A 19,782-nucleotide genomic window follows, 5' to 3' on the forward strand; every position below is an offset into this window, starting at 1 on the left:
TGCTTTGCCAGGTCGATGCCAATTGTCATAGATTGGTTCATGGTCTCCTCCTGTCTCCGTTCGGTTCCAGTAGATGCATAGCATCTATCCCCTGGCGCATCGACGCCGTAGAAGGGAGAGGGAGGAGACCATCTCATCGAGTTCCAACTCGGCCTCTGCGTTGCAGATCGCCTGTTGGTCGAGCAGGAGCTCGACCTTCCCGGAAGCATAAAAAAACCGCAGCCTTGGCCGCGGTTTTTTTATGTCCTGATCAGAAGTGGAACTTGACGATCAGGTTGGTCGCACTCTGGTTGGTGTCATTACCTTGGCTGTTCGGGATGCCGTACTTGTTTTTCCAGTAGTCGTACTCGATACCGGTGTACAGCTGCTTGGCGGACCAGCCCAGCGACTTGCCCAGGTCGTACTTGACCTGCGGGTTGATGTGCAGGTTGGCGTGGTAGTTGTCGCCGTCGTTATCGACTACCCAGTCGATAAAGCCGTCGATCAGGATGTCGGAGTTGCCCACCGGTACTGTGTAGGCCCAGACCGGCGTGATCTGCCATACGCCGCGGCCGCCTTCGTCGGTATCGGCATGACGGTAGTAGGTGTTCAGCTGGAAGTAGTCGAAGCCGGGGATGCTCAGGTCAACGGCCGGGCCGAGCAGGTAGTTTTTAACGTCGTTGCGGCCAAACTCGTAGGTGCCGGCCAGCAGCACGTCGGTGATCGGGCCGAAGGCAAAGCTCTGGCCGGTGATCTTGCTCAGCGACAGGCGCGGGGAGATTTCACCGTAGTAGCTGCTGTTCTGCTCGTAGAAGTTGGTGTCGCCGTTGTAGTGGATGGTGTCGAAGAAGGCGAACAGGTCACCCTTGGTCCAGCCGCTGGCGTGCTCGAAGGTCACGGTTTGCTGGGTGTCAGGGTCAACCTGGAAGTCGGTGCCGTACAGATAGGTAATGCTGTTGTTCTGCCACAGCAGGGGATAGGCGTGTGCAAGGCTGCTGGCCAGCATCAGGGTGCTACCCAGTGCGGCGCGGGTCAGGCTGTTCATGGATGTTGCTCCATTTCGTATTGGCATTGTGGGTGTAACGCAGTGGCCCGGTAATGCACAGCTTGGTTGGGCCGGTAATCCGGCGCGCATGGTATAGCAAAACGCGTCCGGAAGCAGCGGTTCATGGGCATGTTGCTACATTTTGCCGCGCCGTCTGTCAGGGCGTCAGGACGGCCTGGCTCTGGTTGATCAGCAGTTTTTGCGCGTCGGCACAGGTCAAGGGGCGGCCCCACAGGTAGCCCTGGATGGCCTCGCACTCAAGACGCTCCAGCAGTGACAGCTGTCGGGCTGTTTCTACCCCTTCGGCCAGGGTGCTGATGCCCAGGTTGTGGGCCATCTGGATGATGCTGCGCACCATGTCGGCGCTGCCCTGGTCGACATCGATGTCCTGCACGAAGCTGCGATCGATCTTCAGCGTATCGACCGGGAAGTGGCGCAGCTGGGCCAGCGAGGAGAAGCCGGTACCAAAGTCGTCGATTGCCAGCCTGACGCCCAGACGATGCAGGCTGGTCAGCTGCTGGCGCGCCTGCATCGGGTCTTCCATGGCTGTTCCTTCGGTCAGCTCCAGCTCCAGGCGTTCGGGCGGAACCTGATGGTGGTGCAGCAGGTCAGCCACCTGGGTGGCCAGATCGGTGCGGCGGAACTGCGCGGCCGACAGATTGATTGCCAGGGTAATCGAGGTGAAGCCCTGCGCGCGCCAGCGCGCCAGTTGAGCCACGCCCTGCTGCAGTACCCATTCGCCAATCTGGCCGATCTGACCGCTGCTTTCGGCGACCGGTATGAATTCGGCCGGAGAGACCTGCCCCAGTACCGGATGTTGCCAGCGCAGCAGCACCTCAAAACCGGTCAGCCGTTGGCCTACCAGTGCCCACTGCGGCTGATAATGCAGTGCCAGCTCGTGTCGATCGATTGCGGTACGCAGGGCATTTTCCAGCTCCATCAGGCGGGACATGCGCGCCTGCAGATCGGCCGTGTAGAACTGCACGTTGTTGCGACCGCGCTGCTTGGCCAGGTACATGGCGGCATCGGCGTGCTGGATAAGACAGTCCAGATCGTCGCTGTCGTTCGGGTACAGGGCAATGCCGATAGAGGCGCTGGTGGTAGTGACGTGATGGTCGAAATGCAGCGGTTGCGTCAGGCTTTCAAGCAATCGGGTGGCCATGTGCATCGCACCATCGGCGTCGATGTCGGGTAGCGCAATGATGAACTCGTCGCCGCCCTGGCGCGACAGGGTATCCTCGCTGCGCAGATGCGGACGCAGCCGTTCGGCGACGGCACACAGCAACTGATCGCCAGCGTTGTGTCCAAGGGTATCGTTGATATGTTTGAAGTGGTCAAGGTCAATCAGCAGCAACGCCACCGACTGCTGATGGCGTCTGGCAAGACCCAGTGACAGCGTCACTCGCTGGCGGAACAGGGTGCGATTGGGCAGGCCGGTCAGTGTATCGAAATGGGCCAGATGGAGAATTCGTTCTTCCTGCTGTTTCAGTTGGCTGACGTCGCGCACCAGCAGGATATGCCCTGTCAGGTGGCGACCGCTGCGTCGCGCCGATACCGACAACTGCAGCCAGATTGACAGGCTGCCCTGCTCGAACAGGAAGGGCTGGCTCTGGGCGTAGCCCTGCGCGCTGGCGCTGGCCATCGTCTGCCGACAATGCTCCAGCGTGTCGTCAGACAGCAGGTCTGCAACCGATTTGCCGATAACTCTGGCCGGGTCTACCTGCAACCGAGCGTCGGCCGAAGAGTGGCAGTTGACTACGCGCTCCTGTTCATCCAGCTCGAACAGCATGTCCGGAATGGCGTCGAAGGTGGCCTGCAGCTGGGCGCGGGAGCGGGCCAACTGATCGTAGGGCTGTTCGACCGCCTCAACGAAGATGCCCCGATACAGCTGCCAGTAGGCAATCACCTTGATCAGGTGCCCGAGCAGGTTGAACTGGTCGGTAACGCTGGCGTAGAGGGTGAAGCACAGCTCGCCCAGAGCCATCAGCAGCGATGCGCAGAACAGCGCGGCAATGTTGAAGGGTTGCGGGCGGCGCATGCTGCGCCAGAAACACACGGCGGTGAGCAGGTGAACTGCAATCAGCAGGTACTCGCAGCCCACCTTGAACCGGGTCAGACCCACGCCCTCGATAAAGGTACGAGGCAGCAGTTCCTGATAGCCGAAAACGGTGATGTGAACCACGGCAACCGCGAACAGGCTGAGGCCGAGTATGGCCCAGCGTTCAAAGGGTTGGCCGGAGGCTTTCCATGGGCGCAGTGCTACCCACAGCAGGGTGCCGGCGGCCATCCCCCGGGCGGCCAGCCAGAAGGAGATCGCCTTTTCCGGGTCCGCCGGAGTAATGAAATCGGGCATGCCCTGGAATGACAGCATGTGGCTGAAATCGAGAATCGCCACGCCGGCAAAACCGCAGGCCAGGCTCAGCAGGGTATCGGCCCGCAGTCGCCGGTAACTGGCCCAGCTGATGGCGAACACCATCGCAGCGACCACGATCGCCAGCGTCTCCAGCAGCATGTGCAGCGGCAGGTAGCCTGCCAGGCCGAGTAGCCCCGGGAGCGGCACGACAGCGACCAGCAGCATTGCCAGGCACAGGGTGCCCAGCAGCAGGGCCGAGCGACGAAGGCCCTGGCGGTGGCTGGCGTGACGGCTGGAAAACAGCCACAGGTGGCGCAGGGGTATCGGCATGGCCTCGGTACGACAACTGATCCGGGGGTGGGAAATAAGTGACGCACCTTATCAGGCGCTTGTCGATTATCCATTGATCCATGTCGGTATTTGCCCGAAAAGGGCGTTTTAGCCCGCACGGTACTAGGCACTGCGCAGCGGAGTGTTTACCCTTTCGGGGTGTCTGTCCTGCTGGATTCAAATCAATGCTCTTACGTGGAATGACCTGGCTGGTGTTCTTCCAGCTGCTGGGTACCGGACTTAATGTCCTCTTGTTGCCATTTCTCCCCGGACCCATCATCGGCATGCTGCTGATGGTGGTCTATCTGAGCCTGCGTGGCGGCGTGAGCGAGTCGATCAGCCTGGCGGCCAGCGGGCTGCTGACCTATCTGCCGCTGATTCTGGTGCCGCCGGCGGTGGGTATCATGGCCTACGGCTCAGAAATCCTGGCGGACGCTACCGCGATTCTGCTGACCCTGGGGGCGTCGCTGGCGCTGAGCCTGCCGTTCTGCGGCTGGCTGATGCAGAAGATGATCGAGCGACAGGATCGGAGGGCCGGCCAGTGACCGGGACGCTGATGCAGGCCTGGCAGGCGATTCTTGGCCATCCTCTGTTCTGGGTTGGAGTGACACTGGCCGCTTATCAATTCGGCCTCGCGCTCTATCAGCGCACCCGGCTGGCGCTGTTTCACCCGGTACTGGTCTCGACCCCGGTGCTGGTGCTGGCGATCTGGCTGGCCGGTGAGGATTACCCGCATTACCGTGACGCGGTGCAGCCGTTGCTGGTGCTGCTGGGGCCGGCAACCGTGGCGCTCGCCGTGCCGTTGTACATGAACCTCAAGCGTATTCGCAGCTACCTGGTGCCGGTGCTTACCTGCCTGCTGGTGGGTGGGACCTTTGCGACCGTTCTGGCCATCGTGCTGGCCTGGGCGCTGGGCGCCGAGGACATGATCATGATGACGCTGGCACCCAAGTCGGTGACCTCGCCGATCGCCATGCTGGTAGCTGAACAGATCGGCGGTGTTGCCGCGCTGGCAGCGGTATTCGTGATGTTTACCGGGGTACTGGGCGCGATTTTCGGCCCGATGCTGCTGCGCTGGTGCGGAGTCGATCATCCTGCAGCCTGGGGCATGGCGATGGGCCTCACCGCCCACGCGGTTGGCACCTCTCGGGCGCTGGAGGAAGGCGAGGAGGCCGGTGCCTTCGCTGCCCTGGCAATGAGTCTGATGGGCACGGCAACGGCCCTGTTGCTGCCGCTGGCGGTATCCATCTGGATGATGTGGTAGGCAAGTCGCCGGCCGGCGGCTGCATTCTGGACTAATCTGCGTTCTGTTTGCTGTGCGTCAATTCGCCCAATCGCCGCTGGAGCGGTGATTGCGGCACACTGTGTCGGCAGGCTCGGATAACCGGGCCTGCCTGCGGTGCCGAACTGGCCTGACGATGACTTCTCCGAGCGGAGTACGCAGATGGATATTGTAGAGCTCTCCCGAATGCAGTTCGCCCTGACGGCGATGATTCACTTCCTGTTTGTCCCTCTGACGCTGGGTATGGCTTTTTTGCTGGCGATCATGGAGTCGGTCTATGTAATGACCGGCAAGACCATCTACCGTGACATGACCCAGTTCTGGGGCAAGCTGTTCGGTATCAACTTCGCCCTGGGGGTTACCACCGGCCTGGCAATGGAATTCCAGTTCGGCACCAACTGGTCCTATTACTCCCATTACGTCGGCGATATCTTCGGTGCGCCGCTGGCGATCGAAGCGCTGATGGCGTTCTTCCTTGAGTCGACCCTGTTCGGTCTGTTCTTCTTCGGCTGGGAGCGCATGAGCAAGGTCAAGCATTTGGCGGTGACCTGGCTGATGGCGCTGGGTACCAACCTGTCGGCGCTGTGGATTCTGGTTGCCAACGGCTGGATGCAGCACCCGGTGGGCTCGGAGTTCAACATCGAAACCATGCGCATGGAGCTGACCAATTTTGCCGAGGTGCTGCTCAACCCGGTGGCCCAGGTCAAGTTCGTTCACACTGTCTCGGCCGGCTATGTAACCGGTTCGATCTTCGTGCTGGCGATCTCCAGCTACTATCTGCTCAAGGGCCGCGACCTGGCCTTCGCCCGCCGCAGCTTCGCCATTGCCTCGGCCTTTGGCCTGGCCAGCGCGCTGTCGGTCATCGTGCTGGGTGACGAGTCCGGTTACGAAGTCGGTGAGGTGCAGCAGGTCAAGCTGGCAGCGGTGGAAGCCGAGTGGGAAACCCAGGTGCCGCCGGCGTCCTTTACCCTGTTCGGCATCCCCAACGAGGAAACGCAACGCACCGATTATGCGCTGAAGATTCCGGCGGTACTCGGCCTGATTGCGACCCGCTCGGTCAGCGAAGAGGTCAAGGGCCTGCAGCAGATCAAGGAAGAGAACCTGCAGCGCATTATCCGCGGGCAGGAAGCCTATGACCTGATGCAGCGTATCCGCGCGGGAGACAAGTCCTCTGCCACGGTTGATCGCTTCAACGAAGTGCGTGTTGATCTGGGCTTTGGTTTGCTGCTCAGTGGCTACACCGATGACGTTTTGAACGCGACGCCGGAAGAAATCGCCAACGCGGTCGAGGCGACCGTGCCGAAGGTCTGGCCGCTGTTCTGGAGTTTCCGGGTCATGGTTGCCTGCGGCTTCCTGATGCTGCTGCTGTTCGCCTGCGCCTTCTGGCATAGCGCGCGCCGCACCGTCGACAAGCCCAAATGGCTGCTCAAGTTTGCCGTGTTCAGCCTGCCGCTGCCGTGGATTGCCAGTGAAATGGGCTGGTTCGTCGCCGAGTACGGCCGTCAGCCCTGGGCTATCGGTGAAATCCTGCCGACCCACCTGGCTGTCTCGCAGCTGAGCCCGGGCGATGTGCTGTTTACCCTGATTTCGATCGCCGTGCTCTACAGCATTTTCGTGATCATCGAGATCTGGCTGATGACCAAATACGCGCGCAAGGGGCCGTCGAGCCTGCACACCGGTCGTTATGACCTGGAAACTGCCGAAGCACAGGAGGCCTGATCATGGATTACGAAGCGTTACGGTTTATCTGGTGGGTGCTGATCGGAGTGCTGCTGATTGGCTTTGTGGTCACCGACGGGTTTGACATGGGTGTTGCCTCGCTGCTGAAGATCATTGGCAAGAGCAACGATGAACGCCGGGTGATGATCAACTCGATCGCGCCGCACTGGGATGGCAACCAGGTCTGGCTGGTGACCGCTGGTGGCGCGCTGTTTGCGGCCTGGCCAACGGTCTATGCCGCCTCCTTCAGCGGCTTCTATATCGCCATGATGCTGACCCTGTTTGCGTTGTTCCTGCGCCCGCTGGCATTTGAATACCGCTCGAAGATCGATAATGAGCTGTGGCGCAGCCGTTGGGACTGGGCGCTGACCGCCGGCTCGGCGATCCCTGCACTGATCTTCGGTGTGGCCTTTGGCAACCTGCTGCAGGGCGTGCCATTCCATTTCGACGACCTGCTGCGGCTGGAGTACACCGGCAGCTTCTGGGCGCTGCTCAACCCCTTTGCGCTGCTGGCCGGGGTGCTGAGTCTGCTGATGATCGTCAACCACGGTGCGACCTATCTGCAGCTCAAGACCGAGGGGCAGATCAAGGCGCGTGCCGAGGCGATCTCTTCGCTGCTGGCGCTGGTCTGTGCGGTGGTATTCGTCATGGCCGGGGGCTGGCTGTGGGTTGGCATTGATGGCTATATCGTCACCAGCGTGATCGACACCAACGGTGGCAACCGGACCGTCGAGAAGACCGTCGAGATCATGTCCGGTGCCTGGTTTATCAACTACGGTAAGGCGCCGCTGCTGTGGGCTGTTCCGGCGCTTGGGGTGATCTGCTTCCTGCTCTGCGCACTGTTCAGCAAGGCGCGGGCGCATGCGATGGCGTTTGTCAGCTCCGGGCTGGCGATGGCGATGGTGCTGATCACTACCGGCATCAGCATGTTCCCCTTCGTGATGCCGTCCTCGAGCATGCCCAACCACAGTCTGACCATGTGGGATGCCACCGCCAGTGAAACCACGCTGTTCATCATGTTCTGTGTGGCCTGTGTGTTTGTGCCGCTGATTCTCGGCTACACCGCCTGGGGCTACTTCGTGATGCGCGGCCGTCTGAACGAGCAGCACATCCGCGACAACACTCACAGCATGTATTAACGGAAGGAGAAGACTATGTGGTATTTCACCTGGATTCTCGGCGTACTGCTGGCCTGTGCTTTTGGCATCGTCAATGCCATGTGGCTGGAACTCAATGGCTATGTCGGTGAAGAAGATCAAGTCGACTGAGATTGATTCGCCTACCGCCAGCGGCTGGTTGACCCGGCTGCTGGCACCGCAGGCTTCCCTGCTCAATCTGGCCCTGCTGTTCGCGTTGGCGGCGGCGGGGCTTTTTGTCTGGCAGTGCTGGCTGCTGGCGCAGCTGTTTTCCGGCTGGCTGGTGGCCTGGCAGCAGGGCGGGTTGGGTGAGGCGCAGACGCAGCTACTGAGCAGTCTGCTGCCCTGGCTGGCGCTCTGTCTGATCCTGCGTCCGCTGCTGCAGTACGGCCGTGAGCAGGCCAGCCAATTGGCCAGCCTGCGCGCCCGCGGCGAGTTGCGCCGCACCTTGCTGCAGCGTCTGGCGGCGCTGGGGCCTGCGCGGGCGCAACTGGGCGCCGACGCGGAACTCGGCAGCCGTTTGCTGGAGCAGGTCGAGGCGTTGGACGGCTATATCAGCCGTTACCGGGTGCAGCGTCAGCTGGTGTTGCTGGTCCCCGTGTTGCTGATCATCTGCACCGCTGTGTTCAGTCCGCTGGCAGCGGTGCTGTTGCTGCTGACTGCGCCGCTGGTGCCTGTGTTCATGATCTTGCTGGGCAAGGCCGCGGCCTCCGCCAGTCAGCGCCAGTTCGTTGCGCTGGCGCGGATGAGCGGGCGCTTCAGTGACCTGCTGCGCGGCAGCTGGACGCTGCGCCATCTGGGCGCGTTGCCCGCCGCCGAAGCGGAAGTGGAAACCGCCGCCGAACACTACCGCGCCGGCACCATGCGGGTGCTGCGTATGGCCTTTCTCTCCGGTGCTGTCCTGGAGTTGTTTTCCTCGCTGGCGATCGCGCTGGTGGCGCTCTACCTGGGGCTGGGGCTGCTCGGTATTTTGCCCTGGGCCAAGGGCGAAATTCCGGTTCCCTATCTGGGCGCGCTGTTCATTCTGCTGCTGGCGCCGGAGTTCTATGCGCCGCTGCGTCAGCTCGGCGCGGATTATCACGCCAAGGCGGAAGCCGAAGGGGCGATGACCGAGCTGCTGCCACTGCTCAATCAGCAGGTGTGGGCGCACCCGGGGCGTGAGCCGGTGACGCTCAGCGCCGCGCCGCGTATCGAGTGCAATCAGTTGGCAATTGAGGGTCGCCTGGCGCCGCTCGATCTGCGTGTGCAGCCGGCCGAGCGGGTGGTGCTGCAGGGCGCAAGCGGCAGCGGCAAGTCCAGCCTGCTCGAAGCGCTGCTGGGCTTTGTGCCCTGGCAGGGTGAGTTGTTGATCAATGGTCGCTCGCTGCTGGATCTGTCGCGACCCGACTGGCTGCGGCACGTTGGTTATCTGGCCCAGCAGGTACCGATCCTGCACGGCAGCATCGCCGATAATCTGCGCCTTGCCGCGCCCGCGGCCACTGACGCCGAGCTGATTGCGGCGCTGGAGCAGGTCGCGCTCTGGCCGCTGATTCGCCAACTGCCCAAGGGGCTGGAGACCGAGCTGGGGGAGCGCGGGCTTGGGCTGTCGGGCGGGCAGCTGAGCCGGCTGGCGCTGGCGCGGCTGCTGCTGCGCGATACCCCGGTCTGGCTGCTGGATGAGCCGACGGCCCACCTGGATGCGGACACCGCCGAGTTGATCCATGCGCTACTGGAGCGCCTGAGCCAGGGGCGCACACTGCTGCTGGTCAGCCACGATCTGCAGGGACTGGACTGGGCTGATCGGGTGGTGACGCTCGGCCAGTCTGAGCAACGCCTGGAGGCTGCCGATGTCTGAGCAACCCATTCGTCTGCGGACCCTGCTGCGCAGCCGCCTCGGGCAGTGGAGTCTGGCGCTGTTTCTCGGCGCGGTGACGCTGTTGTCGGCAATCGGCCTGCTGGCCACCTCCGGCTGGTTTATCAGCGCGGCGGCGCTGGCCGGGCTGGCGACGGTCGCGGCCTACGGTTTCGACTACTTTCGTCCGGCGGCGATCATCCGCTTCTTCGCCATCGTTCGTACTGCCGGCCGCTACGCCGAACGGCTGGCTTCGCACAACGCCGCACTGGCCCTGCTCAAGGATCTGCGTACGCGCCTGTTTGCCCGCGTTGCAGGGCAGCGCCGGCTCACTCCGGCGGCGCGCTCGGCGATTGCCATGCACCGGCTGGTAGCCGATATCGATCTGCTCGACTTCTTCCCGCTGCGCTTTGTCGCGCCCTGGTTCTGGGCCTCCATGCTCACACTGCTGGTGCTTGGCTGGCTGGCGCTGCTCGACAGCTCGCTGGCGGTTGCCGCGCTGCCGGGCCTGCTGTTGGCCTGGCTGGTGGTGCCAATGCTCGGCGGTCGGCTGGCTGCGCGCCTGGCCCGCCGTGATGCCGAACTGGCCGAACAACGCCGCGAATTTTTGCTCGACCGCTTGCAACTGTTGACCTCGCTGCTGCTGTGGCAGCGCTGGGACGATCAGCAGGCGGCATTTCTGCAGCAGGATGATGCCTGGCTGCAGCAGCGCCTGCGACAGCAGAAATTGGTCAGTTTGACGGCGCTGGGGCAGCAACTGGGCCTGGCGCTGGCGTTGCTTGCGGTGCTCTGGCAGGGGCATGCGCTGTTGCAGCAGGGGGCGTTGTCGGTGCCCTGGCTGCTGGCCGCCTTGCTGTCGGTAATGGGGCTGGCCGAAGCCCTGCTGCCGCTGGCAGCGAGCTTTATTTCGCTGGGCTTCAGCCAGGCGGCGCGGGATCGGTTGAATCAGCTGACCGCCGCCGAGACCGACCTTGCCGGCACCGCAACCGCGCTGCCTGAGCAGCCACTTAACCTGGTGCTGTCTGGCCTGAGCGCCAGAATGCCCGGCGCGCTGAATGGCCCGGAAAACGTGTCCATCGCCCTGCAACAGGGCGACGTGCTGCTGATCGAGGGGCCGTCTGGCGGCGGCAAGAGCACCCTGCTGCAGGTGCTGGCGGGCGAGCCGCTGGCGTTCACGGGGGAGCGGCTGATCAACGGGCAGGGCTTTGAGCACTGGAATCTGCGTGAGCTGATCGGTTACCTGCCGCAGCAGCTGGATATCTTCGACATGACGCTGGCGCAGAATCTGCGTCTGGCCGATCCCGAGGCCAGTGACGAGGCACTCTGGCAGGTGCTGGACGATGTCGCGCTGGCTGACTGGGTGCGCGGGCGCAAGCATGGCCTGAACACCACGCTGGGCGAGTTCGGTGCCAAAGTCTCCGGTGGGCAGGCGCGGCGTATTGCCCTGGCCCGTCTGCTGCTGACCAAACGGCCGCTACTGCTGCTGGATGAGCCCTTTGCCGGGCTGGATTTTGATACCCGCGAGCGGGTGCTGGCGTCCCTGCTGCGTCGGCGCGAGCAGGGCATTATCGTAATAGTCAGCCATCAGCAGGTGGCGGTTCCGGAGGCTCGCCACCTGCGTATTGGCTGATTACCAGGTGTCGACGAACGGACGTGTGCCCTTCTTCAGCGCCTCGTCCGGAGCCGAGTGCAGGCCACGCATCAGCCAGTCGCGGGTTTCCAGCGGGTCGATTACGGCGTCGATCTCGAGGAAGCTGGCCATGCTGATGCCCTTGCCGCGCTGGTACAGCTCGGCGACCAGTTTCTCGAAGGTCGCCTGGCGCTCGCCCTCGTTCTCTATGGCGGCCAGTTCCTTCGAGTAGCCCAGACGCACCGCGCCTTCCAGACCCATCGCACCAAATTCGCTGCTTGGCCAGCCGATGGTGAACATCGGTGCGTGGAAGCTGCCCGCCGCCATTGCCTGCGCGCCCAGGCCGTAGCCCTTGCGCAGCACCACGGTGAAGAACGGGATGCTCAGGCTGGCGGCGGTGACGAACATGCGCGAGACGTGGCGCACGGTGCCCTGCTGCTCGGCGTCCGGGCCGACCATAAAGCCGGGGGTGTCGCACAGCGAAACCATCGGTAAGCCGTGGGCCTGACACAGCTGCATGAAGCGCGCCGCCTTGTCACCGGAGACGGCATCAATGGCGCCACCGAGATGCATCGGGTTGTTGGCGATCAGGCCGAAGGCGCGGCCCTCGATACGGATCAGCGCTGTGATCAGCCCCGGCGCGAACTCGCGGCGCAGTTCCAGCACCGAATCGCGGTCGGCCAGGGTTTCGATGACCTTGCGGATGTCATACACGCGCAGGCGGTTTTCCGGAATCAGGTGACGCAGCTCGCGCTGGTCCGCCGCTTCCCAGTCCGTCAGATCACCCTGGAAGTAGGACAGGTACTGTTTGGCCACTGCGGTGGCTTCAGCCTCATCGCGCACCCGCACGTCGATTACCCCGTTCGGACTCTGCATACTGGTCGGGCCAACCTGCTCCGGGGTAAAGCGGCCCAGACCGCCGCCTTCGATCATCGCCGGCCCGGCCATGCCGATGGTGGCGTTCTCGGTGGCGATAATCACGTCGCAACAGCCCAGCAGCGCGGCGTTACCGGCGAAGCAGCGCCCGGAAACGATGCCGACGGTGGGCACCATGCCGGACAGCCGCGCCATGCGCATGAAGGTGGTGCAGTCCAGCCCGGCCACGCCGACCTTGTCGATATCGCCGGGGCGGCCGCCGCCGCCTTCGGTGAAGAACACCAGCGGCAGCTTCCACTGCTCGGCCAGCTCGAGCATGCGGTCGGTCTTCTTGTGGTTGGTGACGCCCTGGGTGCCGGCGAACACCGTGTAGTCATAGGACAGCGCCATGCAGCGGGCGGCGTGTTCGCCGAACTTGTCGGCGTTGACGGTACCGATGCCGTTGATCAGGCCGTCGGCCGGGCTCATCTTCAGCAGCTCTTCGTGCGTGCGGCGTGAACGCTGGGCGGCGAGGGCAAAGCCGCCGTACTCGATAAAGCTGCCGTCGTCGAGCAGGTCGGCGAGGTTCTCGCGGGCGGTGCGCTGGCCGGTCTTGCGGCGCTTGGCGACGGCCTCCGGGCGGCGCTCGTCGGTCAGCTCGGCGCGGCGCTCCAGCACTTCCTGCAGGTCGGCGCGGATATGGTCGATGGCGACGGTCTCTTCGTCCTGCTGGGCGTTGCCCGCGACCTCGGCCGGCTCCAGATAGAGCAGGGCGCTACCCTCGAACAGGCTATCGCCGGGGCTGGCGGCCAACGCGCGGACGATGCCGCTCTGAGTCGCCTTGACCACGAATTCCATCTTCATGGCTTCCATGATCGCGACCTGCTGGCCGACGGCGACGCTGTCGCCAACCTGTACATCCAGGCTGACCAGCACGCCCTGTACCGGCGCGTTCAGTGGCTCGGTGCCGGCCGGGGCGTCGGTCTGCGCGCTGCTGGCGGCGGCGCTACTTGCGCTGCCTTGGAAGAAACGGTGCGGGTGGGCGCTGGCGTGGGCGGCTGTCAGGCTGGCGGCCTCGGCTTCGATGAAGGCAGTGGATACCGAGTTGCTTTGTACCTGCGGGTGCTGCAGCAGGTTCTGCAGCAGATGCAGGTTGCTGGCGGCGCCTTCCAGACGGAATTCGCACAGCGCGCGGTAGGCGCGGCGCAGGGTGTTCGGGTAGTCACCGTTTGCGTGCACGATCAGCTTGGCCAGCAGCGAGTCGTAGCGCGGGCTGGTGGTGTAGCCGGCGTAGCCGTAACCGTCGACGCGGATGCCCGGGCCGCTCGGTGGCTGATAGGCGCTGAGTGTGCCACCGGCTGGTCGGGTGCTGCCGTCGGCGGCCATGCTTTCCAGATTGATGCGCAGCTGCACGGCAAAGCCTCGGGCGGCGGGAATGTCGGCTTGGGTCAGGCCCAGTTCGGCCAGCGTCTTGCCGGCGGCGAGCTGAATCTGCGTTACCGCCAGATCCAGGCCGGTCACCGCTTCGGTTACCGTGTGTTCGACCTGAATGCGCGGGTTGGCTTCCATAAAGACAAAATCGCCGCGTTCTTCATCAAGCAGAAACTCGACGGTGCACAGGCCGCGGTAGCCAACCGCGCGGGTCAGGGTGCAGGCGGCGGCGTGCAGTTGCTCGCGCACCGCCGGATCAAGGCTTGGCGCCGGAGCCACTTCCAGCAGCTTCTGGTTGCGGCGCTGCAGGGTGCAGTCGCGCTCCCAGACGTGGGCAACCTCAGTGCCGTCGCCAATGATCTGCACCTCGATATGACGGGCGCGGCGAATCAGCCGTTCGACATACAGATCGCCACGGCCAAAGGCGGCGGTGGCCTCCGAACTGCAGCGGGCGAAGGCGTCGTCCAGCTCGGCAAGATCATGAACCGCGCGCATGCCGCGCCCGCCGCCGCCGGCCAGGGCCTTGAGCATCACCGCGGCGCCCTCGCCCAGCGACTGCATAAAGTCGCGGGCCTGCTCCAGCGTGGTCGGCTCGTTGGTGCCCTGTGTCAGCGGCACACCCTGCTGCTGCGCCAGTCGACGCGCACTGGCCTTGTCGCCAAAGGTGTCGAGCACCTCAGGCGCGGGGCCGATAAAGGTGATGCCGGCCTGCTGGCATGCGCGGGCGAAGTCGGCGTTCTCGCTGAGGAAACCGTAACCGGGGTGGATCGCATCGCAGTCTTGCTCCTTGGCGATGCGAATCAGCTGGGCGGCGTCCAGATAGGCGGCAACGCCCTGGCCCTGCAGGGCGACAGCCTGATCGGCGCTGCGCACGTGCAGTGACTGGGCGTCATCTTCGGCGTAGACGGCAACGCTGGTGGCGTCACAGTCGGCGATGGCGCGGGCCAGACGAATGGCGATTTCGCCACGGTTGGCGATGAGAATGCGGTTGAATGCCATGGGTTAGTTGATCCAGTCCTGTAGTTCCTGTTTCTTGACCTTGCCGGTCGCGGTCATCGGCAGTGTATCGACCAGCCGAATCTCCGGCACCTTGTAGATCGCCATCGCCTGTTTGCACCAGTCGCGCAGGGACTCGGCGCTGGCGTGGCTGCCGGGCTTGGTGATGATGAAGGCAAGGGGCGTCTGGCCGCGCTGCGGGTCGGGCTTGCCGATGACCGCTGAGGCGAGAATGTCCGGGTGCTGGCCGAGCATGGCTTCCAGTTCGCTGGGAAACACGCTCATGCCATTGACCTTGAGCATCTCCTTGCGCCGGCCGAGGTAGCGGATAAAACCCTGCTCGGTTATCACGCCGCTGTCGCCGGTATGCAGCCAGCCGCCGTCGCGCAGTGCTTCTGCGCTGGCGTCGGGTTTGTTCCAGTAGCCCTTGAGCAGCGACGGACTGCGCAGGCACAGCTCGCCTTCGCTGCCCAGCGGCAGCAGCGCGCCGGTCTCGAAGTCGCAGACCTTGAACTCGGTGCCGGGCACCGGCAGGCCGACGAAGGTGGGCTCGGATTTCAGATCGAAGTCATCGTCCTGCAGGCCGGCGGTAAAGGTGTCGCAGGTGTGGGTTTCGGTCATGCCGAAGCTGGTTTCGAACAGGGTGCAGCCGGTCAGCTCGCGCCAGCGGCGGCGGTATTCCGGGGTCAGCTTCTTGATAAAGGAGACGCAGCTGGTGGTTTCGAGCGAGCTGAAGTCGAACTCGCTGACCTGCGGGTGATCGAGCACCTCGGAGGCGCTGTCGACCAGTAGACCGGTCTGGGTAACCCGATAGTGCTGAACGGCGCTCATAAAGGTCAGCGCGTCCCAGCGGGCCAGCAACACCAGCGTGGTGCCGGCGAAAACGGGGAACAGCAGGCCGGAGTTCTCGCCGGCGATCCAGAATTCCGGCATGAAGTTCAGGCCGATGCGCTCCTCGTCAAAGCCCATGGCGACCGGAACAAAGCTGGCGCAGGTGTAGAGCATGTCGCCGTGGGTATGAATGCAGCCCTTCGGCAGACCGGTGGTGCCGCCGGTGTAGTTGAGCGCGGCGGTGTCGTCCAGATTCAGCCTGGGCAGGTTCTGCGGAGCGGGATCTGTGGCAGCCAGTGCGGGCATCAGGTCGATGCTGTCGGTGACGGGCAGTTTGGGTGCCTGCAGCAGGTCCGGTACCGGAATCGGCGGCTGGGCCGGGCAGAGTTCGGACAAGCTGGTGGAGAACACCTGCTCCAGCGCGGTCTGCTCGCGAATCTCTCGTACCACCGGCAGCAACTGGTCGAAGCAGATGATGGCGCGGGCGCCACAGTCGTCGAGCTGATAGCTCAGCTCCATGCCCTTGGCCATCGGGCTGACCGGGGCGTGGATCGCGCCCATCTTGAGAATGCCGTAGAAAGCGATATGCAGCTGCGGGCAGTTGGGCATGAACACCGCGACCCGGTCTCCCGGCTTGATACCTTGGGCCTGCAACAGGGCGGCGCAACGGTTGCTCAGGTCATCCAGCTCGGCGTAGGTCAGTTGGTGACCATAGAAATGCACGGCAACCCGGTCCGGCGCGGTGCGCGCCCAGTGGGCGAGATATTCGGTCAGCGGTCGTTCACCCTGTGGGTAGACGGGGTTGGTCGGTTTGCCTGCCGGCCAGACCTTGGCCTGAATCGCCTTGAGGGTATCGAGATAGTCCTGCTCGTGCATGTCCGTGCCTCTTGCTGTTGTTATCGCTCAAGCTTAGGAGCTGTCGAGGCGGATAAGAAGCGATCAATATTCATTCAGAACCATGATTGCTATTCATGGTTTGGCTGCAGGCGCGTAATCTCGGGCCTATAGCCCATGGCGCAGGTGTTTGTTGATGAGTGAAAAGAATGATTCCCCATCATTGGCCCGGATTGATCTCAATCTGTTTCGGGTATTCGAGGTGGTTTACCGCGAGCGCAACCTGACCCGTGCGGCGGCGGTGCTGCATGTCAGCCAGTCCGCGGTCAGCCACTCGCTGGCACGGCTGCGAGAGCACTTTTCCGACCCGCTGTTCGTGCGTGAGGGCAGGGGCGTGACCCCGACCGCCGCGGCAATGCGGCTGGCGCCCGGGATTATCGATAGTCTGAGTCGGCTGCAGCAGAGCCTCGGCTATCTGCAGCAGTTTGATCCGCAGGAGGATGCACGCACCTTCACCATCAGCCTGCCGGAGCAACTGGAGCCGGTGCTGATTCCGCCGCTGCTGACCCGGTTGCGTGAATTGGCGCCGCGCAGCCGGGTGCGCACCGTGGGTGTGCGCTGGTCTGAGCTGAAGCTGGAATTAGCCGCGGGACGGATTGACCTCGCTGTGCAGATCGCGCGACCGGCGGACGCCAGTCTGCGGCAGATGCAACTGGTCAAGGAGCCGCTCTGCGTGGTGGCCGGGCCGCAGTTTGAGGGCGAGCTGACGGCCGACAGCTATATGGCCGCCGAGCATATCGCGGTGGCGTCCTGGCGGCGTGGGCTGTCCTACGAGGATCTGGCACTGGGGCATCTGGGGCTGATGCGCAATGTGGTGCAGCAGTGCCAGAGTTATCAGGCAGCGAGCCTGGTGGTGGCGCAGACGCCCTTGCTGCTGACCATGTCGCGGCGTCATGCCGAGTTGATCAACCGGCCGCTGGGCAACCGGCTGCTGAACATGCCGTTACCACTACCGGAGATTGGTCTGACGCTTTACTGGCACAAGGGCATGGAGCATGACCCGGTCAACCGCTGGTTGCGGCGCCAGGTCCATGCGTTGGCTCAGAACAGCTCTAGCGGTGAGACGCTGCCGTCGCCATTGTTATAGCCACCCATTTCCAATTCGCTGTAGGGCGGCGGCGCCTCTTCCTGCTTGAAGATTTCCAGGAAGGCATCACTGCTGCCGGGCGGCGCGCTGCGCCCGGTAGTGGGATCGATGCGTGCCGTTACCAGCCCGCTCGGCATGGGGATGGTCCGGTCCGGGACGCCTTCCAGCGCGGCGCCCATGAACTGCATCCAGATCGGCAGCGCGGCGGTACCGCCGTATTCGCGGCGCCCCAGCGTCGCGGGCTGGTCGAATCCGACCCAGGCGGTGGCCACCAGATCGGGGTTGTAGCCGGAGAACCAGGCATCCTTCTGGTCGTTGGTGGTTCCGGTCTTGCCCGCCAGATCATTGCGTTGCAGGGCCCGAGCACGGACGGCGGTGCCGCGGCGCACAACGTCCTGGAGCATGCTGTTCAGCTGGTAGATGGTGCGCGCGTCGACGATGCGCTCCGCGGCGACCGGCTCTTCTGCGGTCTCGGTTTCCTGGCGTTCTGCATAGCTTTGCAGGCGAGCGGTTTGCTCCTCGGTCAGCTCGGGCGTTACCGCCGGTCGAGCGTAGTCGATCAGATTGCCGTAACGGTCTTCGATGCGCTCAACCAGGTAGGGTTTGACCGCATAGCCGCCATTGGCAAAGGCGGTATAACTCTGGGCAATCTGCAGTGGCGTCAGCTCGGAGGTACCGAGTGAGGCAGACAGGTTGCGAGGCAGCTCCTCACGGCTGAAGCCGAAACGCTCGATATAGGTCAGTGCCTTGTCGACGCCCAGATCCTGCATCAGGCGAATGGAAACCAGGTTGCGAGAACGATACAGCGCCTCGCGCAGGCGGATCGGGCCGAGGAAATCACCGCCCGAGTTCTGCGGGCGCCAGATCGAGTCCAGATAGTCGTCAACAAAGATCAGCGGCGCATCGTTGACCAGGCTGGCCGGGTTGTAGCCGTTATCCAGTGCCGCGCAGTACAGGAATGGCTTGAAACTGGAGCCGGGCTGCCGGCGTGCCTGGGTAACCCGGTTATAGTTGCTCTGCAGGAACGAGAAACCGCCGATCAGTGCCTTGATTGCGCCGTCCTGCGGGCCCAGCACCACCAGTGCGCTCTGCGCCTGCGGGATTTGCGCCAGGCGGAACTGGTCACCTTCGAGGCGGCTGACCCGGATGATGTCACCCGGTTTGAGCACGTCGGCGGGTTTGCCCGGACGCGGCCCCATGCTGTTGGCGCTGAGGTAGGGGCGTGCCCAGTTCATGTTCTCCCAGGCGATGATCCCCGTCTGCTCGCGGCGCAGGCGAATCTCGACATTGTCGCTGTTCACTGCCGAAACCAGCGCCGGCTCCAGTCCGCCCATGCTGCGGTAGCCTTCGAGCATGGCCAGGCCCTGCTCCAGTGTGATCTCGGGGTTGCGCGACTCAGGGCCACGGTAACCGTGGCGGCGGTCATACTCCTGCAGGCCGTCACGCAGGGCGCTGTTGGCCATTTCCTGTAGTCGACTGTCGACGGTGGTGTAGACGTTGAAGCCTTGGGTGTAGGCCTCGTTGCCGTAGCGCTCGACCATCTCAAGGCGGGCCATCTCGGCAATATAGGGTGCTTCCATTTCAGGGTTGGCGCCGTGATTGCGTGCGGTAATTGGCGTCGCAACGGCTTCTCGATAACTCGCTTCGTCGATATAGCCAAGCGTCAGCATGCGGTCGAGAATCCAGTCTCGACGCACCTTGGTGCGTTCCGGGTTGGCAATCGGGTTGTAGCGCGAAGGCGCCTTTGGCAGGCCGGCGATCATGGCCAGATCCGCCAGGGGTAACTCATTAATGGATTTGCCGTAATACACCTGCGCGGCGGCTTCGATCCCGTAGGCGCGGTTGCCAAGGTAGATCTTGTTCACATATAACTCGAAAATCTCCTGCTTGCTGAGATTGCGCTCGATTTGCAGAGCCAGCAGGATTTCGTTCAGCTTGCGCGAGAACACGCGCTTGCTCGACAGGAAGTAATTCTTGGCGACCTGCATGGTGATTGTGCTGCCGCCGGTCTGGATGTGACCGGTCTGCGCAAGCTCTGCGGCAGCGCGCAGCAGGCCCATTGGGTCGACGCCATGGTGATTCAGGAAGTTGTCATCTTCTGCAGCAAGCAGGGCGTGGACGAAGGCCGGTGGAATCTGCTCGTAACTGATCGGGAAACGGCGCATTTCGCCGAACTCTGCAATCAGTCGATTATCTGTGCTATATATCCGCAACGGAGTCTGCAGTTCGACGTCTCGAAGGGTCTCGACGTCAGGCAGCGAGGGGCTCAGATAGAGCGCGACGCCGCTGAGCACCATGGCTGGAGCGCATACTAGCGCAAGAACTGACCAGAATAGAAACTTCAGCAATCGCATAAGGGATGCGGAATTCCCTGATTAATTAG

The 19,782-nt window shown here is 63.4% G+C and carries 13 protein-coding genes; 8 read left to right on the forward strand and 5 right to left on the reverse strand.

The annotated features are described in order from the left end of the window. Positions 1–250: 250 nt before the first annotated feature. Both AC13EY_RS05320 and AC13EY_RS05325 read right to left on the reverse strand, forming a co-directional pair. Complete coding sequence (locus AC13EY_RS05320) at positions 251–1,024, reverse strand: outer membrane protein OmpK (protein WP_410172336.1); 774 nt, start codon at positions 1,022–1,024, stop codon at positions 251–253. Positions 1,025–1,181: 157 nt separating this feature from the next. Further along, a complete protein-coding gene (locus AC13EY_RS05325) occupies positions 1,182–3,707 on the reverse strand; it encodes a bifunctional diguanylate cyclase/phosphodiesterase (protein WP_228247642.1) in 2,526 nt (841 codons plus the stop codon). Between the two features lie 185 nt (positions 3,708–3,892). Between AC13EY_RS05325 and AC13EY_RS05330 the strand changes: the two genes are divergently transcribed. From AC13EY_RS05330 to cydC, 7 genes are all read left to right on the forward strand, one after another. Beyond that, a complete protein-coding gene (locus AC13EY_RS05330; RefSeq protein WP_088277139.1) occupies positions 3,893–4,252 on the forward strand; it encodes a CidA/LrgA family protein in 360 nt (119 codons plus the stop codon). 11 nt (positions 4,253–4,263) lie between these two features. Continuing rightward, positions 4,264–4,971, forward strand: a complete 708-nt coding sequence (locus AC13EY_RS05335; RefSeq protein WP_228247644.1) for an LrgB family protein — start codon at positions 4,264–4,266, stop codon at positions 4,969–4,971. A 180-nt stretch (positions 4,972–5,151) separates the two neighbouring features. Then, positions 5,152–6,708: a cytochrome ubiquinol oxidase subunit I gene (locus AC13EY_RS05340; protein ID WP_228247641.1), complete on the forward strand. Its 1,557-nt coding sequence runs from the start codon at positions 5,152–5,154 to the stop codon at positions 6,706–6,708. Beyond that, positions 6,708–7,847: a cytochrome d ubiquinol oxidase subunit II gene (cydB, locus tag AC13EY_RS05345; protein ID WP_228247643.1), complete on the forward strand. Its 1,140-nt coding sequence runs from the start codon at positions 6,708–6,710 to the stop codon at positions 7,845–7,847. Before AC13EY_RS05340 ends, cydB begins: the two co-directional genes overlap by 1 nt. Positions 7,848–7,862: 15 nt before the next feature. Then, positions 7,863–7,976, forward strand: coding sequence for a cytochrome bd-I oxidase subunit CydX (gene cydX / locus AC13EY_RS05350; protein WP_083728321.1), 114 nt, complete (start codon positions 7,863–7,865; stop codon positions 7,974–7,976). Beyond that, complete coding sequence (cydD, locus tag AC13EY_RS05355; RefSeq protein WP_335600705.1) at positions 7,948–9,678, forward strand: thiol reductant ABC exporter subunit CydD; 1,731 nt, start codon at positions 7,948–7,950, stop codon at positions 9,676–9,678. The genes cydX and cydD overlap by 29 nt, the downstream gene beginning before the upstream one ends. Next, on the forward strand, positions 9,671–11,305 hold the full coding sequence (gene cydC, locus AC13EY_RS05360; protein ID WP_228247639.1) for a thiol reductant ABC exporter subunit CydC: 1,635 nt from the start codon (positions 9,671–9,673) through the stop codon (positions 11,303–11,305). Before cydD ends, cydC begins: the two co-directional genes overlap by 8 nt. Here cydC and AC13EY_RS05365 read toward each other — a convergent pair whose 3' ends face one another. Both AC13EY_RS05365 and AC13EY_RS05370 read right to left on the reverse strand, forming a co-directional pair. Further along, positions 11,306–14,590, reverse strand: coding sequence for a carboxyl transferase domain-containing protein (locus AC13EY_RS05365; RefSeq protein WP_228247638.1), 3,285 nt, complete (start codon positions 14,588–14,590; stop codon positions 11,306–11,308). A 3-nt stretch (positions 14,591–14,593) separates the two neighbouring features. Continuing rightward, entirely contained in the window at positions 14,594–16,294 is a 1,701-nt protein-coding gene (locus tag AC13EY_RS05370) for an AMP-binding protein (protein WP_228247637.1), read from the reverse strand. Between the two features lie 154 nt (positions 16,295–16,448). Between AC13EY_RS05370 and AC13EY_RS05375 the strand changes: the two genes are divergently transcribed. Next, the gene (locus AC13EY_RS05375; RefSeq protein WP_228247636.1) at positions 16,449–17,399 is read left to right on the forward strand and encodes a LysR family transcriptional regulator; all 951 of its coding nucleotides are present in this window, start codon (positions 16,449–16,451) and stop codon (positions 17,397–17,399) included. On the opposite strand, the gene AC13EY_RS05380 is transcribed toward AC13EY_RS05375, so the two are convergent. After that, entirely contained in the window at positions 17,354–19,753 is a 2,400-nt protein-coding gene (locus tag AC13EY_RS05380; protein WP_482876568.1) for a penicillin-binding protein 1A, read from the reverse strand. The genes AC13EY_RS05375 and AC13EY_RS05380 overlap by 46 nt on opposite strands. Between the last annotated feature and the right edge of the window lie 29 nt (positions 19,754–19,782).

The organism is Halopseudomonas sp. L-58, assembly GCF_056859475.1.

Excerpts from the sequence above, each read along its gene's own strand:
- AC13EY_RS05325 (WP_228247642.1), bottom strand. The coding sequence starts at position 3,707 with ATGCCGATACCCCTGCGCCACCTGTGGCTGTTTTCCAGCCGTCACGCC.
- AC13EY_RS05380 (WP_482876568.1), bottom strand. The coding sequence starts at position 19,753 with ATGCGATTGCTGAAGTTTCTATTCTGGTCAGTTCTTGCGCTAGTATGC.
- AC13EY_RS05370 (WP_228247637.1), bottom strand. The coding sequence starts at position 16,294 with ATGCACGAGCAGGACTATCTCGATACCCTCAAGGCGATTCAGGCCAAG.
- AC13EY_RS05365 (WP_228247638.1), bottom strand. The coding sequence starts at position 14,590 with ATGGCATTCAACCGCATTCTCATCGCCAACCGTGGCGAAATCGCCATT.
- cydD (WP_335600705.1), top strand. The coding sequence starts at position 7,948 with ATGTCGGTGAAGAAGATCAAGTCGACTGAGATTGATTCGCCTACCGCC.
- AC13EY_RS05335 (WP_228247644.1), top strand. The coding sequence starts at position 4,264 with ATGCAGGCCTGGCAGGCGATTCTTGGCCATCCTCTGTTCTGGGTTGGA.
- cydC (WP_228247639.1), top strand. The coding sequence starts at position 9,671 with ATGTCTGAGCAACCCATTCGTCTGCGGACCCTGCTGCGCAGCCGCCTC.
- AC13EY_RS05320 (WP_410172336.1), bottom strand. The coding sequence starts at position 1,024 with ATGAACAGCCTGACCCGCGCCGCACTGGGTAGCACCCTGATGCTGGCC.
- AC13EY_RS05330 (WP_088277139.1), top strand. The coding sequence starts at position 3,893 with ATGCTCTTACGTGGAATGACCTGGCTGGTGTTCTTCCAGCTGCTGGGT.
- AC13EY_RS05375 (WP_228247636.1), top strand. The coding sequence starts at position 16,449 with ATGAGTGAAAAGAATGATTCCCCATCATTGGCCCGGATTGATCTCAAT.
- AC13EY_RS05340 (WP_228247641.1), top strand. The coding sequence starts at position 5,152 with ATGGATATTGTAGAGCTCTCCCGAATGCAGTTCGCCCTGACGGCGATG.
- cydX (WP_083728321.1), top strand. The coding sequence starts at position 7,863 with ATGTGGTATTTCACCTGGATTCTCGGCGTACTGCTGGCCTGTGCTTTT.